Raw genomic sequence first — 16,085 nt, forward strand, 5'->3', positions numbered from 1 at the left:
CAATGATGCACATTTTCTATATAGCTCTCTTTTTTTTTAGTGCTAATAGTTCTTGTTCTAGCCTTTCTCTTTTGACTTCTTTATCAACTGTTGGCCAAAAATCCCAAAAAAACTCTTCTAATGGTTCAAAATCTCTTTTTTTCTTATTCTTTCCTGGAACCTTTTTAGTAGAAGAAAATTTGCCACTAGGTATTTTCATAATATTAACCTAATTAGTTGTAAGTTAATACAATTATACACCTTTTTGCTTTCTGAGTCAATATCACTAAGATATTAACTACTCTTGTCTATTAACTATTTCCTAGGAGATTTAACCAATCTGTTTGATGCCGGCTAGGATATAATTATAGCCTGACCACATAGTTATAATAGCTGCAACCCATAAACAAATCGCACCTGTATATTGAATCATATAATAATCGTTCATTATTAGCGCTACTACAGCAACCATCTGCAAAAATGTTTTAATTTTTCCAGCTTTGCTTACAGGTAGACTAACATTTGTAGCTATCAGAAACTCCCGTAAACCCGAGACTAATATCTCCCGACAGATGATGATAATCGATGGTACTATTGTAAAATCATTTATCTTATGCTTATAAACTAGCATAATTATCGTTGAAACCACTATTAATTTGTCAGCAATTGGATCAAATAGCTTGCCAAACTTTGATTGGACTTTCCACGCACGCGCCAGGTAACCATCAAAAAAATCCGTAATGCACGCAAACACAAAGATTGATATTGTTATCAGGCCTGCATATTTATTTTCTATATAAAAACTTAATATTATTGCTGGTATTGCAAGTGCACGAGAAATTGTAAGCAAATTAGGCACGTTTTTTTTAAGCATGTAATATCATCTTACGTAATAGGTAAACTTATACAGAAGTACAACAGAGTTCACAAGTTAATAGTTTACAATTGAACATTTATAAAAACTCCATATACTTAAAAAATACAAGCTTAAAATATAAGGATGTAATGATGAACGATGATTTAGATAGTACCACAAAACAAGAAGCGCTTAAGTATCACAGCAGAGGTGGTAACCCTGGTAAAATTTCAATCATGCCAACAAAACCTTTATCTACCCAGTATGATTTGTCACTTGCTTATTCCCCTGGTGTTGCAGCTCCGTGCCTTGAAATAGCTAAAAATCCTGAGGTTGTTTATGATTATACAGCAAAAAGCAACTGTGTTGCTGTCATTTCAAATGGCACTGCAGTGCTTGGACTTGGTAATATCGGTCCTCTTGCTGCAAAACCTGTCATGGAAGGCAAAGCTGTTTTATTTAAGCGTTTTGCTGATATTGATGCAGTTGATATAGAAGTTGGTACAGAAAATATAGAAGATTTCATCAATGCAGTAAGGTATCTTGGGCCAAGTTGGGGGGGGATAAATTTAGAAGATATAAGATCTCCCGATTGTTTTATAATAGAGAAACGCCTGAATGAACTGATGGATATTCCAGTGTTCCATGATGACCAGCATGGAACTGCGGTGGTTGTTGCAGCTGGCATAGAAAATGCTCTTGATATTGTTGAAAAGAAATTAGAGGACGTTAAGATCATTATGAATGGTGCTGGAGCAGCCGGTATTGCATGTTTAGAAATACTAAAGTCCATGGGCGCTAAAAATATAGTGCTGTGTGATAAGCAAGGAGTAATATACAAAGGTAGAAACGAGGATATGAATGAGTGGAAGGAAAAGTATGCAATTGATACTTCCGAACGTTCTCTACTTGATACAATAAAAGGCGCTGATGTATTCATCGGACTATCTGCAAAAGATGTGTTAAATGAAGAGATGTTAAAGAGTATGGGCAAAGACCCGATTATTTTTGCTCTTGCCAATCCCGATCCAGAAGTAAGGCCTGAGTTTGCAAAATCTGTGAGGCCAGATGCAATAATTGCAACTGGTAGGTCAGATTACAACAACCAAGTCAACAACGTAATGGGTTTTCCTTATATATTTAGAGGGGCACTTGATGTACATGCAACAACAATAAATGATGAAATGAAAATTGCAGCTGCAGATGCAATAGCAAAGCTTGCCCGTGAGCCAGTACCAGGTGAGATATCTGCAGTCTATGGCGGTCGTAAAATGGGCTATGGACGTGAATATATAATACCTACTCCATTTGACCCAAGATTAATTTCTATAGTAGCTCCTGCTGTTGCAAAAGCCGCAGTTGATTCAGGTGTTGCAAGAAAGGCAATACAAGATTGGAGTAAATATGAAAATCAATTAAAATCTCGTCTTTCTAATGTTCTCAGCACGCTGAATTTACTATCTTCACATATGTAATTTATTGGATAAAGTTAAAAGTGATAAACCAACCCAAACTCTAAGCCATATATGCCAAACCTATTGGTAATGGTTGCAGTTGTTGATTCAACACGTGCAGTTTCATCAACTTTACTTCCTCCACCGGCAGGAATATATCCTTCACCAGCTAGTATCTTTATTCCTGGTACAATATCTTTAAATTGGTTATCAAGGATACCAAAATAGCGTAAACCAGCAAATGCTTGAGTTTGTGCTGTAAGTTGGTGATTGATACCAAGTTTTGCTTGGTAAGCCAAGGCATATCTGGTTTTTCCTAGAAATTTAACCCTAGTTACACCTGCACCAATACCAACATATGGGGTGAATGGCATTTTTGCTATATTAAAATCACGATATACATTGACCATTCCAGCTAAGTTATTAAAACCTTCATTTTTCATCTTAAATGCAGCTCTGAACTCTGCTTCAACACTACAATTTTCTTGAATGTGAATATCAACCTTTCCACTTCTCCAAGGTGAATTGCATTCCGCTCCAGTAGACGCATCATTGTGACGAAGAAGTTCAATATATCTTGCTTTTTTCTTATCTGAATAATCTTCATCATATAAGTTAGTCTGAGAATATAAGCCTTCAAACTCAACTCTCATATTTTTGAATAAATACCCTATTGCAGCACTACCGGCAAACCCTGGAACATATTTAGGACTGTATCCAGCTTCAATTCGCTCCTTCTTATTAAAACTAAAAACCCCCTCTGTTATATTGTCACCTGCATCTTCTTTTCCTTCTAGAGAACCTATTGCATTGAAGAATGCTCCAAAATAGTTAGCTTTGATGTAAACATTCTCTAAGTTATTTATTTTATCATCGTAAGATAAGCACCTAAATGAAAAAGTTAGCAAAACCAATAGATATATGAATTTAAATCTTTCGCCCACCACAAAGCCTCCCTGCATAACTTGTCATTCCATTATTATAGTATGCTTCTATTTTTTATGATAGCAACTTTTTATTGCGCTCAATCGTTTTAGATTTATAATGAAAGTATTGTAATTTAAAGCAAATCAATGACTATTGCAATTCACGAATTAGAGAGAATCATCAAACAATCGTTCCCCGACGCTGATATAAAGATTCATGATCTTGCTGGAGATGATGACCATTATCATTTAAAAATAAACTCCAAGTGTTTTCTTGGAAAGACAAAAATAGAACAGCATAAAATGGTATATAAAGCTCTGGAAGGTCAGTCTATACACGCCTTGCAACTGGAAACTAATACTTAAAAATAAGGTGAATTTATGAGCAATTTTGAACAAATAAAAAAAGATATAACAGAAAATGATGTGGTATTGTATATGAAAGGCACTTCTGATTTTCCTCAATGCGGATTCTCTGGACTCGTCGTGTCAATCCTAAAAAAATTGAACGTGAAGTTTAAGTATATTAACGTGTTGGAGAATGATGAAATACGTGAATCTATAAAAAAGTTTTCTGATTGGCCAACAATTCCACAATTATATATAAAGGAAGAGTTTATTGGTGGTTGCGACATCACTCGCGAGATGTACGAAAAAGGCGAACTGCAAAGTTTATTGAAGGAAAAAAAAATTATTGCGGAATAAGTACCAAGAAACCAGTGCCCAGACGCTGGATAACGTAGTATAGCTATGAAAAAGGATCTTATGTCTTAAACCGTATCCGTTCAGGGGAGCGGCAAAATAAGGTAGACAAAGCAAGATAATAATGTTGATGTTAACACTATTGTCAAGTTTACTGGCCTTTCTATTAGTGAGATTGAAGAATTAAGTGTGAGCGGTTACAAATAATTTACCATTTCTTCTGGTTTCACTATCCTTTCAAACTCTTCCTCAGTGAGCAGTTGAAGTTTTGCTGCTGCTTCTTTTAGAGTGATATTTTCTTTATAAGCAAGCTTCGCTATTTTTGCTGCATTGTCGTACCCTATATGCGTATTTAATATAGTGACCAACATCAACGACTGATTCAGTAAATCTTTTATCCTCTCTTCATTTGCTTTAATACCAACTACACATTTTTCTGTAAAATTTAAACTTGCGTCAGCTAAAAGTCTTATAGACTGCAAAACATTGTAAATTATCACTGGCTTAAACACATTCAATTCAAAATGACCGTTTGAACCACTAATGGTTACAGCAACATGATTTCCCATAACTTGAGTGCATACCATAGTCACCGCTTCACACTGAGTTGGATTCACTTTACCTGGCATAATTGAAGAACCAGGCTCATTTTCCGGTAACATTATTTCCCCAATTCCGCATCTTGGACCAGAACCAAGCAACCTTATATCATTTGCAATTTTCATTAAACTGACTGCTACTGTATTGAGTGTTCCACTGAGCTCAACTAAAGCATCATTTGCTGCTAGCGCTTCAAATTTATTGCCTGCTGAAGTAAATGGAAGGTTAGTAATTTCTGCAACTTGGCTTGAAAAATCTTCAGCAAAACCCTTTTTAGTATTGAGTCCCGTGCCAACTGCAGTGCCACCTTGTGCAAGCTCATATATATCACTTAAAGTTGATTTTACTCTCTCTATCCCCTTTTTAATCTGGACTGCATAGCCAGAGAACTCCTGTCCTAGTGTTAGGGGGGTTGCATCTTGCAGATGAGTACGTCCTACTTTTATTATATCTTTAAATTCCTGAACCTTATTATCCAGCACCTTATGCAATTTTTCAAGATTTGGAATAAGCAAGCGGTTTATCTGGTCTGCTGCTGCTATATGCATTGCTGTTGGAAAGGTGTCATTTGACGACTGACCATAATTCACATGATCATTTGGATGTATTGGAGATTTACTACCCAAATTACCACCTAAAATCTCTATTGCACGATTGCTGATCACTTCATTCATATTCATATTAGTCTGCGTTCCGGATCCGGTTTGCCAAACAACAAGCGGAAATTCATTATTAAATTTGCCATCTATTACTTCCCTCGCGGCTGTGCAAATTGCGTCCCCTACCCTATCATCTATAACACCATGTTTCATATTAACACGCGCTGCTGCAAGTTTTACTATTGCTAATGCTTTAATCAGAGGCTCTGGCATTTTTTCTGTGCCAATCTTAAAATTTTCTAAAGAACGCTGAGTCTGCGCTCCCCAGTAATGTTCACTTGGTACTTTTACTTCCCCTAAGCTGTCTGATTCTATTCTCGTCTTTCTATCCATATTTTCCTCCTGGTGTTATGCAAACTGGTTCACTACATAATTTTTTCATGCCTACTTCTTGGTTAATTAAATCATACTAGATCCAAGTAGTCAAGTGTACGAACATTGCAATTTTCAGGTAACTTGCATGGTAGATGCAAGTAGCTGACACTGATTCACTTTATGATGGTGTCATTCCAGTCTGGAATCCAGCCTTTTCATAATCATCAAAACGTTGTATTTTAACATAAAACGGCTACTTTTATGCTTACCAACTTAATAAAATTCCTGGATCCCAGTGTCTGGGCACTGGGATGACACCCTTCTGGTGGACTCAAATCACGATGTTTGCACAGCTGTACGCTTAGTTCTGGTTGCACGCTACCATTCTTGTACATCCATAAATAGAAAATTTACGCTTTAAAAGGATCATATACATCGATTTCCTTAGAATTACTCTTTTTCAATTTTTCACTTAATAATCTTAAAATAGGCTGTAAATCACCATTAATTGATAAGCACAGCACTTCTTTATTGAGATAATTAGCTAGGTGATTCTTCTTTTCCAGAATTTCTGCTTCCCTCAATAAGTCGCATTTGTTTAATACTACAATCTCTTCTTTTTCAACAAGATCACTATTGTAAAGTTCCAATTCATTATGGATACAACTATAAGCCGAAACAACGTCATCGTGAGTTACATCGATTAAATGAAGTAAAATTTGACACCTTTCTATGTGCTTTAAAAATTTATGCCCGAGCCCAACTCCAAGGTGAGCATCAGTAATTATTCCAGGAATATCTGCTATTACAACTTCGCTATCATCCACTTTTACCATGCCTAAATGAGGTCTTACGGTGGTAAATGGATAATCGCCTACTTTTGTATCGGAATTTGAGCAGCGAGTCAAAAATTTTGATTTACCTGCGTTTGGCATGCCAATAATTCCAACATCTGATAAAACTTTTAGTTTTAATAATACATGTTTTTCTTCGCCAGGCTGACCGTAAGTAAAATGTCTTGGTGCCTTATTAGTAGAAGATTTAAAATTAGTATTTCCAAGTCCACCTTTTCCACCCTGTGCTACTTGAAATTCCATACCAGGCTTGTCAAGGTCTACTATTATCTCTTCACTTTCTTCATCAATTATTTGTGCACCGACTGGAACTTTAAGTATAACGTCTTTCCCTGCTGTGCCAGATCTATCCCTGCCTGCACCATTTTTTCCACTATCTGCTTTAATGTGTCTTCTATAACGAAAATGAAGCAAAGTGTTGAGATTAGCGTCGCTGATGAAAACTATGTTTCCGCCCTTTCCTCCATTACCACCATTTGGACCACCAAATTCAACGAACTTTTCTCGACGAAAACTTGCACAGCCATCACCACCGTCACCAGCTTTTAAACACAATTTTACTTCGTCTATAAAACCCATGCTAACCCACGATAATATTTAGCATCCTTTCCTAATGCGCTTTCTATTCTGATTAGCTCGTTATACTTCGCGAGTCTATCAGAACGCGATAGCGACCCGGTTTTTATTTGCCCGCAATTTGATGCAACTGCTATGTGGGATATTGTTGTGTCTTCTGTTTCACCTGAGCGATGAGAAATAACAGCTTTATAGCCATTTGATTTTGCCATTTCAATAGCAGCAAAAGTTTCTGTTAACGTCCCTATTTGATTTGGCTTGATCAGTACAGCATTTGCCATTTTTTCCTCTATTCCTTTGCATATCAGTTCACAACGTGTAACAAACAAATCATCCCCAACCAATTGAATTTTACTCCCCAATTTTGCAGTAAGTAATTTCCAACCTTCATAGTCGTCTTCACTCATTGCATCTTCTATAGACATTATTGGATATCTTTCCACAAGATTACAATAATATTCAGTCAACTCTTCTGAAGTAAGATCTCTGTGTTCAAATTTGTAAATTCCATCTTCATAAAAAGTAGATGAAGCAACATCAAGGCCTAGTGCAAAATCACTTTGCGCTGAATAACCTGCTGATTCTATAGCGTATATGATCAAGTCAAGTGCTTCTTCAGTACTTTCAATATTTGGTGCAAAACCACCTTCATCTCCTACGTTTGTGCTATAACCTTTTTTCTTAAGAATGCTACGTAAGTTGTGGAACACCTCCGCAGACATTCTGATTGCTTCACTGAAAGTCTCAGCCCCGACCGGAAGAATCATGAATTCTTGGAAATCGAGCTTATTGTCTGCATGTACTCCACCATTAATTATGTTAATGAGTGGAACCGGCATAACACTCATCTGCTCTCCTCCCAAATATCTGTAGAGCGGCATATTGAAGCTGTTTGCTGCTGCTTTTGCAACCGCAAGAGACACACCCAAAGTTGCATTTGCTCCAAGTTTAGATTTATTTTTTGTTCCATCCAGTTCAATTAATGCTTTATCAATTGCATTTTGGTCCGCTGCATTCATTCCAAAGATTTCATCTGCTATTATCCCATTTACAGCTTGAACAGCTTTCAGCACTCCCTTACCACAATACCTTTTCTCATCTTGGTCCCTGAGTTCCAAGGCTTCTAATTTACCAGTTGAAGCTCCAGAAGGTACAGATGCTCTACCTATTACTCCATCACAGAGTTCAATTTCCACCTCAACAGTAGGGTAACCCCTGCTATCTAAAATTTCTCTTGCAAATACATTGTTGATTATCTTATTCATTACATTAACCCTTTACTAGATTCACAATTGTGTGCACGGAGCGTTCTGTCTCGGAAGATGTTATCCCAGCGCTGTAACATTTCAGTGTATGAACATTGCAATATACAGGTAATTTGAGTAGCGGATGGTGTCATGCAAGTAGCTGACACTGGAATCCAGCTTTTACTATACAGCCACCTGGTGTGCTCATTTACGATTAAGTTTTCTGGATCCCAGTGTCTGGGCACTGGGATGACATCATTCTTAGTGGAAGTTACCCCCATATCACAACGTTCGTACAGTTGTGTGCTTCGACACTGGGATCCAGCCTTATTACACAATTTTATCATATAAATCCTCCCAGTCCGGATTCTTTTTCTCAATTAAATTCATTTTCCATATATATAATTGACTAGATTCCAGTTTGCATGACACCAGTACTTGCATTTATTCTATCGTTTAACTAGATGTTTGTATAGTTTCTGCTATGAGCTTTGCAGCTTCCTTTGCCAATTTAGCTATATTACTACCAGCACCAATAAATAATACTATATCACCTGGACTTGTCGAATCACTAATAAAATGTGAAATGAGCAAAGCATCATTCATAATTTTTGTGTTATTAAATCCATTACTGATTAAAGCTTTTTGTATATCATCAATTCCACAACCAGGAATGGGCTTATCTTCTGGAGGATGAACAGGAGTAAGGATGACATAATCAAACATCATGAAAATTCGTATGAATTCATCAAAAAAATTACGAATGCGAGCAAAACGAAGTGGTTCGATAATTCCTATTACTTTTCCTTTAGTAATCGAACGTGCAGCCGTTAAAGTTGCATATATTTCATTTGGATGATGGGCATAATCCTCAATTAACTTAACACCTTTAATATTGGCAATCAAAGAGAATCTTCTTGCTACTCCTTGAAATTCCAAAAGGCCTTTTTTAATATCTGCATCGCTAATCCCGAGTTTTATCGCAACTGATATTGCAGCCAAGGCGTTGCTTACTTTGTGAATACCTATTGCGTTTGATAGTACTATGTTTTTTAAAGGGCTGGATCCCAGTGTCACGCACTGGGATGACAGAGGGTGATGGGATGACACCTGCTTTTTTGTCATGCAAGTAGCTGATGCTGGAATCCAGTTGTTCAACACGTCAAATTCTATGCTGTTAGCATGCTGTTTAATGTTGCTGGCTCTTATGCTACCATTCTCAAACCCAAACGTTATAGAATTACTCGCATCATAATCGATGTCTACAGAATCAGGTAAAACTGCAGAACCTGCATTATTCACGAATTGGGAAAATGCATTTTTGATATTATCAAATGTGCCGTAATAATCTATGTGGTCATTGTTGATACTTGTTATGACAGCAATCTTTGCAGGGATTTTTAGCATAGTTCCATCAGACTCATCAGCCTCGATCAGAAAAGTGTCACTCTTTCCAAGTTTTGAATTACTCTGATACGAATTTAGTATTCCTCCTACAATTACAGTTGCATCAATATTAGAATGATCAAAAATGGAAGCAATCATAGCCGTTGTTGTTGTCTTTCCGCTTGAACCTGAAACCGCTATCACATATTTACCTTTCATAATTTCAGCAAGTATGTCTGATCTATGCAAAACGGTTTTATTGTTATTTTTTGCCGCAATTAACTCCACATTATCAGATTCTATTGCAGAAGAATGTACAACTATTTGAGCTTGGCTTATATTATTAGCATTGTGACCAATATAAACCTCTATACCTAGCTTTTGTAACTTATTTATATTGTCGTTTGATTGTGCATCACTGCCTTGAACTTTGTAATTGGAATTGTGAAGAATTTCAGCAATAGCGCTCATTCCGATTCCACCTATACCAATAATATGTATTATTCCTTTTTGAGTTTTGTTAATATTTAGCAGTAGATGTTTACTCATTACTAAATTTATTATAGTATAATTTAAAATCCTCATAGTATCGAACCCTCTTACCGAATACAATGATAAAAAACCTAACCTTTCTATGCCTAATATTTGTTTTGATAAGTAGCTGCAGTGTTAGCAACAGGTTTAACTGCACTGCAGGTCATTATAAAATTGGCAGCAGCTACACAATAAATGGTATAACTTATTATCCAAAAAACTGTAAACACTATGAAGAGATAGGGATAGCATCGTGGTATGGAATAGAAGATCATGGCACACTTACAGCAAATGGTGAAGCGTTTAACCGTCACTTGATCTCTGCAGCGCATAAGACTTTGCCCTTACCCTGCTTTGTTCTTGTCACTAATTTAGAAAATGGAAGAAAGCTTGTTACAAGGGTTAACGATAGAGGGCCTTTTATTGAAGGCAGAATAATAGACTTATCAGAAAAAGCAGCTCAAGTCTTAGGATTTCATAAATCTGGGCTTGCAAAAGTAAAAGTTCAATACCTAAGAAAGATGTCAGAACAATTGATACAAAATACTCCTCATTATAGAAAGCAGTATGAAAAAGAAATACAGAAACGTCACCCAAAACAAGAAAATGCAGAAAGTAAGGGATATGTTGCATTTTTTAAAAGTGCTCAGGCTGCTAAGTCATCTGCATCAAAGCTTCGCAATCAAGGAATAAAAAATGTTAGATTGCTTTTTAAGAACGATCAATATTGCGTGAAAGTGAGTTATAGGTAGTGGTGAGTGCAGAATTTGAAAGATTTGGTTAATGTAAGGAACGCTGGCTAACTATTGTAAGTTAAAAATGTGATATAAAAAAGATATCAACAATTTATAGCTATACCACCGCGATATCTCTTAGCCGCTAACACGTAGCGGAATGACGAGCTTATCGTCACGCCACCGCTAACCGTCATACCGCGATTTATTCGCGGTATCTCAGCCGCTAACAAGTAGCGAAATGACAGCAATCCTACGTCATACCGTCACGGTATCTCTAGATCCCGCTAACAAGTAGCGGGATACTTGACCTTTACAGGGATGACAGTTGTCGTTTAGCTGCAAATGTTAAGAAATTTACCAAATAAAAAAAAAGGCAAAGAAACCCTAGGGTAGCTAGTATTCAAATTCTCCCTTGTCTATTTGACGTCTTTTACTGTCTTAAACACTTTATAAGCGCGTTTCGGCTTGTATAGGTAGAAACCTAAAAGTTTTATAAAGACATGAGGTGCACATAGTGCAAAAAATTAAGCATGACTTACGCCAAATACATTAAGTTTTTTGTCATTAATCCACTGCAGAGATTGCGAAGATAAATAAATAGCTTCAGTTTCATGATAAGAGGGCTGGCGGAGTTTGTCAAGTAAGTTTTTCGTTTCATCCAATGCGCTGCCAAAAGTTTGTTATGCAAGAATGCACTAGCCATTTCTCACAGATTCATTTAAACTTAATCAAGTAGGAGTATTATTAACGCGAAAAGAGTTTAATTAGAGATTTAAGTGATATGGCGCGTGAGGAAGATATAAACCAATTAGTAGAAAATGGATTTGATATTAACTCAAAAGATGCAAGTGGAATCACTCTCTTGCATAAGTTCACAAAAGAAGGCAATTTAGTTGGAGTAAAGTCATTACTAGAGCACGAAGCTGATTTCAATGTCGTAGACAACGAAAATAGAAACCCTCTGCATTACGCCATTATGCATGGACACAAGAAAGTTGCTAAACTTTTTGTTAACCAACTGACAATTAATTCCAAGGATAAAAATGGATTCACTCCACTGCACCTTGCTGCACTACAAGATGACACGGAATTAATAGATTTTTTGATAATAAAAGGCGCAAAAATTAATGAAAAAGATGTCAAAGAGGGCTATACTCCTCTTCATATAGCTTCACTATACGGTTCTAAAAAAAGTGTTCAAATTTTAATTGATAGCGGAGCAAATCTCGAATGTGAAGATAACAATTTTCGTACTCCTTTGTTTTTAACCATTTATCAATGCACCGCACATTATGACAGCAGAGCAGAAATTATAGAATATCTGATAAAGAAAGGTGCAAATATAGAAGCCAAAGATGCAGAAAATAACACTACGCTTTTCCTAGCAGCGTATAACAACAAAATGCAAATAGTAAAGCTTATTGCAAAAAAACAGCAAGCAAGTAACGATAAAATTAAACTTAAAGAGTTTTTTTGCACAAAAAATAACCATGGTTTTGATGCATTAGATTGCGCTATTGAGCATAATAATAGAAAAATGGTAACATTTCTTGTATCAAAAGGAATAGATGCAAATGATCAAGATTTTAATGGCAACGCCAGGCTGCATAAAGCTAGCCATAATGGTAACACTAAAACAGTTAAGCTCTTATTGAGGCTTAAGGTAAACATTAATGCTGTTACTAAATGCAACAGAACTCCCTTGCTACTCGCAGTTAAAAAAGGCCATACACAAATTGTGAAAATGTTATTGGAAGTTAGAGCCAATATGAACATTTGTGAGCAACAAGGTTTTGCACCTCTACATCTTGCTGTTCAAAAGGATTATTTTGATATAGCTCAGTTGTTAACAGAAAAAGGTGCAGACCTTAACATTAAGTGCAATAACGGTCATACCGCAATAGATATGTTCATTAGCAAGGCTCATAGCAAAAAAAACATCGAAGAAAATTACAAAAAATTTTGTAGATTTTTGATGCTTTACCTGAAAGAGCTACATAGTAAACACAAAGCCTGTTGTATACTTTCAACCCTAGCTCTAAGCTTAACAATTATAGGCTTACCATTTATTTTCAAGCCTATTATTAAATACAGAGAAAGAAGTAAAATATATAAAAAAATTAGGGCTATGCTGGTCTACATTTAAGTACAAGAAGAGTATACAAAAAATAAATAGCCAAAGCTAATACACGACAATTATCTGCTCGATGAAAATGAGATTAAAGTATCCGTTCAGGAGAGTGGTTTAAGAAACAATAGATAGGAGATTTTGGAAAGGATTGAGACCCCTTTGTTTCCAAGTTAAGTATAATGAAATTATCCGCTCAAGGAATGTATTTCCCCGCTTTGATTGTGTAAAATATGAGTTTTTGCGATAAACGACATAATGCCGAATTTGCCGTTCAGCGTGGTTATTTGTCAGCGGAATATTTTCTGGGTCATCTAAAAATTTCCACATCATTCTTTCAGATCTCAGAACATTTTTTGCAACTCGAGAGGCTCCAATTGCTTCAGGTAAACGAGATATCTCCTTCAAGTAATACTTTGTACGTTTTCTTAATTTTCTGGCACGTCTGACAAACCTCAAAACATCTATCTCACTTTTTAGTAAAGCTTTTTTTAGTGCAAATAATTCAGTGGCCACGTTTCTCAAGTAACAACCCAGAACTTTAACTTCAATATTCCAACTATGTGCTAATCTTTCAAAATCTCTTGATAAATGTGCCCAACAGATTTGCCTGTTTTTATCGGCAAAATAATTGTATGCTGCATACCTGTCAGTTATTACCAAGCTATTGCGATTGCAGAATTTACTATTTTGTAAAACTTTCATTCCTCTTGACTCTGTAAATTTTACAAAACTTGCCGTATTGCTTGCAAACATCCAACACCAAGCGAGTTTACCTTTGTTATAATGGCTCGTTTCATCAATATGTAGAACTTTACTCCTACTTATCTCTTGTTCGATCTGCTCATACATTTTTTTGCATTTTGAAGCAACTCTATGTTCACTATTTGATATGCTACCGACGCTTATGTTCAAATTGAAGATATCATTTACGACACTCGCTATTTCGCGTTTTGAATTTTTGTAGAATCCGCTGAACGCTGCAATTATTGACTTAACCCTTGGACCAAATGTATCTGGCGTAACACCTTCTGGTAACTTGCTACTTCTTCTCTTTCCGCATCTCCGACAACGGCCATGTTCTAACTGATATTCCACTACATAAGGCTTGATTTCTGGAAGATCAACTTTCTGATGAATATATGGTTTTTCACGTATTGCAATTTCTCCTCCGCATTCGCAAGTATTAGGCAACTCTATCTTTACTACTTTATCTGCATCCATGTTGGCGCGAAAACTTCCTTTATGACCAACCTGACCGCCAATATTCCTTTCGCTTTTCGGCTTATTCTTTTTTATTTTATACAACTCTTTGGAACTTGGTATTGATGAATTTTTTGAGCTTAAACCGAGTCTTTCTCTTAACTCAGCATTTTCTATCTTTAAAGCCTTATTTTCTGCTTTTAAACTTTCATTCTCTTTTTCCAATCTTTCTATTTTTGCTTCTAACCTTTCTATTTTTTGCTGTAAATTTTTGCAAAGTTCTAAAAGGTTTACCATATTATTTCACTTTTGCTCTATGATTATCTTCTTAGATCACCTTGTCTACCTTATTCTGCCACTCCGCTGAACGGATACAGATTAAATACATTTTTAATATTTTTATAGAAATCTATTAGTATAGATTTTGTATGCTGTTCTAATGGCTATTTTTAAATGCTTAATACTCCTCTTCATTATTTCTTGCACACATCTACCTACCAAGCAATATCCTATTAACATAGACAATTATAAGCACGATTATCCGTTGCAACAATATAACACCTCTTTGGAGATTAATGAACCGGCAATACCAGAAATTATGCCTTTACCAATAGAGTTTCCCGATCTCACAATCAGTAATCAGCTTATTTCTATTAATGTTAGTGAAGAAGTATCAGTAAAGGATTTGCTGATTGAGATAGGAAAACTTTCTGACGTTAACTTGGATATGGACCCAAAAATATCAGGTAATATTATTTTAAAGCTAAAAGATAAGGATATAAACGAAGTAATTCAGAGTATAGCAAATAGCGCCAAACTGCGTTACTCAACAAGTAATGGTGTAATTAGAATTGAGCAGGACTTGCCATACGCACAAAATTATTACGTAGACTTCATCAATATTCAACATTCTGCTCAAAGCAGTTTCGTTATTAATAACAATATTACTAACAGTGATGGAAGTAACGTTGATAGGGACTATAACAATGTTATGAAGTCTCAATACAGTAGTGACTTATGGAATTCATTAGAAAAAGGCTTGAATGCAATAATGGATGTTAACGGGGTGGATGATGGCGAATTCCTTTCATCCAACAGAGAAGCTGGTGTTATTATTTTGAATGCTAGAAAAGATGTCCACAAAGCTGTTGAAGAATATATTAATAAGGTTAAGAAGTTAGCGTCTTCTCAAGTAATGATAGAGGCAAAAATAGTTGAAGTTGTGCTAGATGACAAATACCTTTCTGGTATGAACTTAAATGACTTACAAGATGGAACTAAGTCTATAATAAATCAAGATAACTCCATTATTAACCTAGCAATGAACTTTGGTGCAAATGATCTAGGAGATTTAGTAAAAAATTTAGACAAATTTGGCACTTCAACTGTAATTTCAAGCCCCAGAGTACATGCTATAAATAATCAGCAAGCGATGATTTCATTTACTAAAAACCATATTTATTTTACCTCCGATATACAAAAAGATACTAGAAACTCTAATCAGACCTTAATTACGAAGATGAATAGCGTCCCAATAGGTGTTGTGCTAATAATCCACCCAAGCATTAACATTGATACTAGTGAAATATTCATGGATATACATCCAACTTTATCAAGAATTAACGGCTACACTAAAGATCCAGATATAGAGTACGTCGCACAGCAGAGTAAAATGAAATTAAATAGCGACATTCCAATTGTTGAAATCAGAGAAATGAACTCTATGTTAAAAATTAAGAGCGGTGAAATTATGGTAATCGGCGGGCTTATAGAACATAGAGAAGATAAGCAAAGCTTATTGCATCAGAAATCAAAAAGGCTAGCGAATAATATTAGAACAGTAGAAACTGTCATTTTTTTAAAAGCAACAATCGTACCAACATTTGGTTTGTTAGATAGAAAAGATAAGAATTTATATATATATTAAAT

At 35.7% G+C, this 16,085-nt stretch carries 14 protein-coding genes and 1 pseudogene; 6 read left to right on the plus strand and 9 right to left on the minus strand.

Translation table 11 applies throughout. The features are described 5' to 3' along the window. Positions 1 to 16: 16 nt before the first annotated feature. Together AAGD74_RS04255 and pgsA are read right to left on the minus strand one after the other, a co-directional pair. On the minus strand, positions 17 to 199 hold the full coding sequence (locus AAGD74_RS04255) for a hypothetical protein (protein WP_242049539.1): 183 nt from the start codon (positions 197 to 199) through the stop codon (positions 17 to 19). Positions 200 to 310: 111 nt separating this feature from the next. Further along, positions 311 to 853 carry a CDP-diacylglycerol--glycerol-3-phosphate 3-phosphatidyltransferase gene (pgsA, locus tag AAGD74_RS04260; RefSeq protein WP_077188089.1) on the minus strand — a complete coding sequence of 181 codons (543 nt, stop codon included), beginning with the start codon at positions 851 to 853 and terminating at the stop codon, positions 311 to 313. A 134-nt stretch (positions 854 to 987) separates the two neighbouring features. Here pgsA and AAGD74_RS04265 point away from each other — a divergent pair, with 134 nt between their 5' ends. Further along, positions 988 to 2,310 (plus strand): malic enzyme-like NAD(P)-binding protein, encoded by a 1,323-nt coding sequence (locus AAGD74_RS04265; protein ID WP_077188090.1) that lies wholly within the window; start codon positions 988 to 990, stop codon positions 2,308 to 2,310. A gap of 14 nt (positions 2,311 to 2,324) precedes the next feature. Here the strand turns inward: AAGD74_RS04265 and AAGD74_RS04270 are convergent, their stop codons facing one another. Then, positions 2,325 to 3,233 (minus strand): P44/Msp2 family outer membrane protein, encoded by a 909-nt coding sequence (locus tag AAGD74_RS04270; protein WP_341810545.1) that lies wholly within the window; start codon positions 3,231 to 3,233, stop codon positions 2,325 to 2,327. Between the two features lie 129 nt (positions 3,234 to 3,362). On the opposite strand from AAGD74_RS04270, the gene AAGD74_RS04275 reads away from it, so the two are divergent. Both AAGD74_RS04275 and grxD read left to right on the plus strand, forming a co-directional pair. Further along, positions 3,363 to 3,581: a BolA/IbaG family iron-sulfur metabolism protein gene (locus AAGD74_RS04275; protein ID WP_006280012.1), complete on the plus strand. Its 219-nt coding sequence runs from the start codon at positions 3,363 to 3,365 to the stop codon at positions 3,579 to 3,581. 15 nt (positions 3,582 to 3,596) lie between these two features. After that, positions 3,597 to 3,920, plus strand: coding sequence for a Grx4 family monothiol glutaredoxin (grxD, locus tag AAGD74_RS04280; RefSeq protein ID WP_006280013.1), 324 nt, complete (start codon positions 3,597 to 3,599; stop codon positions 3,918 to 3,920). Positions 3,921 to 4,114: 194 nt separating this feature from the next. Here the strand turns inward: grxD and fumC are convergent, their stop codons facing one another. From fumC to murC, 5 genes and pseudogenes are all read right to left on the minus strand, one after another. Further along, complete coding sequence (gene fumC / locus AAGD74_RS04285) at positions 4,115 to 5,509, minus strand: class II fumarate hydratase (RefSeq protein ID WP_077188081.1); 1,395 nt, start codon at positions 5,507 to 5,509, stop codon at positions 4,115 to 4,117. Between the two features lie 392 nt (positions 5,510 to 5,901). Further along, on the minus strand, positions 5,902 to 6,924 hold the full coding sequence (gene cgtA / locus AAGD74_RS04290; protein ID WP_006280016.1) for an Obg family GTPase CgtA: 1,023 nt from the start codon (positions 6,922 to 6,924) through the stop codon (positions 5,902 to 5,904). Further along, the gene (eno, locus tag AAGD74_RS04295; protein ID WP_341810546.1) at positions 6,912 to 8,186 is read right to left on the minus strand and encodes a phosphopyruvate hydratase; all 1,275 of its coding nucleotides are present in this window, start codon (positions 8,184 to 8,186) and stop codon (positions 6,912 to 6,914) included. The genes cgtA and eno overlap by 13 nt, the downstream gene beginning before the upstream one ends. 128 nt (positions 8,187 to 8,314) lie before the next feature. Further along, a pseudogene (locus tag AAGD74_RS07310) lies at positions 8,315 to 8,431 on the minus strand (WPE palindromic element domain-containing protein); the annotation flags it as partial. A gap of 193 nt (positions 8,432 to 8,624) precedes the next feature. Beyond that, positions 8,625 to 10,139, minus strand: a complete 1,515-nt coding sequence (gene murC, locus AAGD74_RS04305) for a UDP-N-acetylmuramate--L-alanine ligase (RefSeq protein WP_236514979.1) — start codon at positions 10,137 to 10,139, stop codon at positions 8,625 to 8,627. A gap of 26 nt (positions 10,140 to 10,165) precedes the next feature. On the opposite strand from murC, the gene AAGD74_RS04310 reads away from it, so the two are divergent. Both AAGD74_RS04310 and AAGD74_RS04315 read left to right on the plus strand, forming a co-directional pair. Further along, positions 10,166 to 10,840 carry a septal ring lytic transglycosylase RlpA family protein gene (locus AAGD74_RS04310; RefSeq protein WP_341810548.1) on the plus strand — a complete coding sequence of 225 codons (675 nt, stop codon included), beginning with the start codon at positions 10,166 to 10,168 and terminating at the stop codon, positions 10,838 to 10,840. Positions 10,841 to 11,606: 766 nt separating this feature from the next. Next, positions 11,607 to 12,971 (plus strand): ankyrin repeat domain-containing protein, encoded by a 1,365-nt coding sequence (locus AAGD74_RS04315; protein WP_338482271.1) that lies wholly within the window; start codon positions 11,607 to 11,609, stop codon positions 12,969 to 12,971. A gap of 99 nt (positions 12,972 to 13,070) precedes the next feature. Here the strand turns inward: AAGD74_RS04315 and AAGD74_RS04320 are convergent, their stop codons facing one another. Next, positions 13,071 to 14,453 carry an IS66-like element ISWen3 family transposase gene (locus AAGD74_RS04320; protein WP_341810549.1) on the minus strand — a complete coding sequence of 461 codons (1,383 nt, stop codon included), beginning with the start codon at positions 14,451 to 14,453 and terminating at the stop codon, positions 13,071 to 13,073. 142 nt (positions 14,454 to 14,595) lie between these two features. Here AAGD74_RS04320 and AAGD74_RS04325 point away from each other — a divergent pair, with 142 nt between their 5' ends. Continuing rightward, positions 14,596 to 16,083, plus strand: coding sequence for a type II secretion system protein GspD (locus tag AAGD74_RS04325; protein WP_077188083.1), 1,488 nt, complete (start codon positions 14,596 to 14,598; stop codon positions 16,081 to 16,083). Positions 16,084 to 16,085 lie beyond the last annotated feature (2 nt).

The organism is Wolbachia endosymbiont (group A) of Campoletis raptor (genome assembly GCF_964026755.1).
GTDB lineage: Bacteria > Pseudomonadota > Alphaproteobacteria > Rickettsiales > Anaplasmataceae > Wolbachia > Wolbachia pipientis.

Excerpts from the sequence above, each read along its gene's own strand:
- fumC (WP_077188081.1), bottom strand. The coding sequence starts at position 5,509 with ATGGATAGAAAGACGAGAATAGAATCAGACAGCTTAGGGGAAGTAAAA.
- AAGD74_RS04275 (WP_006280012.1), top strand. The coding sequence starts at position 3,363 with ATGACTATTGCAATTCACGAATTAGAGAGAATCATCAAACAATCGTTC.
- AAGD74_RS04315 (WP_338482271.1), top strand. The coding sequence starts at position 11,607 with ATGGCGCGTGAGGAAGATATAAACCAATTAGTAGAAAATGGATTTGAT.
- eno (WP_341810546.1), bottom strand. The coding sequence starts at position 8,186 with ATGAATAAGATAATCAACAATGTATTTGCAAGAGAAATTTTAGATAGC.
- murC (WP_236514979.1), bottom strand. The coding sequence starts at position 10,139 with ATGAGGATTTTAAATTATACTATAATAAATTTAGTAATGAGTAAACAT.
- AAGD74_RS04325 (WP_077188083.1), top strand. The coding sequence starts at position 14,596 with ATGGCTATTTTTAAATGCTTAATACTCCTCTTCATTATTTCTTGCACA.
- cgtA (WP_006280016.1), bottom strand. The coding sequence starts at position 6,924 with ATGGGTTTTATAGACGAAGTAAAATTGTGTTTAAAAGCTGGTGACGGT.
- grxD (WP_006280013.1), top strand. The coding sequence starts at position 3,597 with ATGAGCAATTTTGAACAAATAAAAAAAGATATAACAGAAAATGATGTG.
- pgsA (WP_077188089.1), bottom strand. The coding sequence starts at position 853 with ATGCTTAAAAAAAACGTGCCTAATTTGCTTACAATTTCTCGTGCACTT.
- AAGD74_RS04255 (WP_242049539.1), bottom strand. The coding sequence starts at position 199 with ATGAAAATACCTAGTGGCAAATTTTCTTCTACTAAAAAGGTTCCAGGA.
- AAGD74_RS04320 (WP_341810549.1), bottom strand. The coding sequence starts at position 14,453 with ATGGTAAACCTTTTAGAACTTTGCAAAAATTTACAGCAAAAAATAGAA.
- AAGD74_RS04265 (WP_077188090.1), top strand. The coding sequence starts at position 988 with ATGAACGATGATTTAGATAGTACCACAAAACAAGAAGCGCTTAAGTAT.
- AAGD74_RS04310 (WP_341810548.1), top strand. The coding sequence starts at position 10,166 with ATGATAAAAAACCTAACCTTTCTATGCCTAATATTTGTTTTGATAAGT.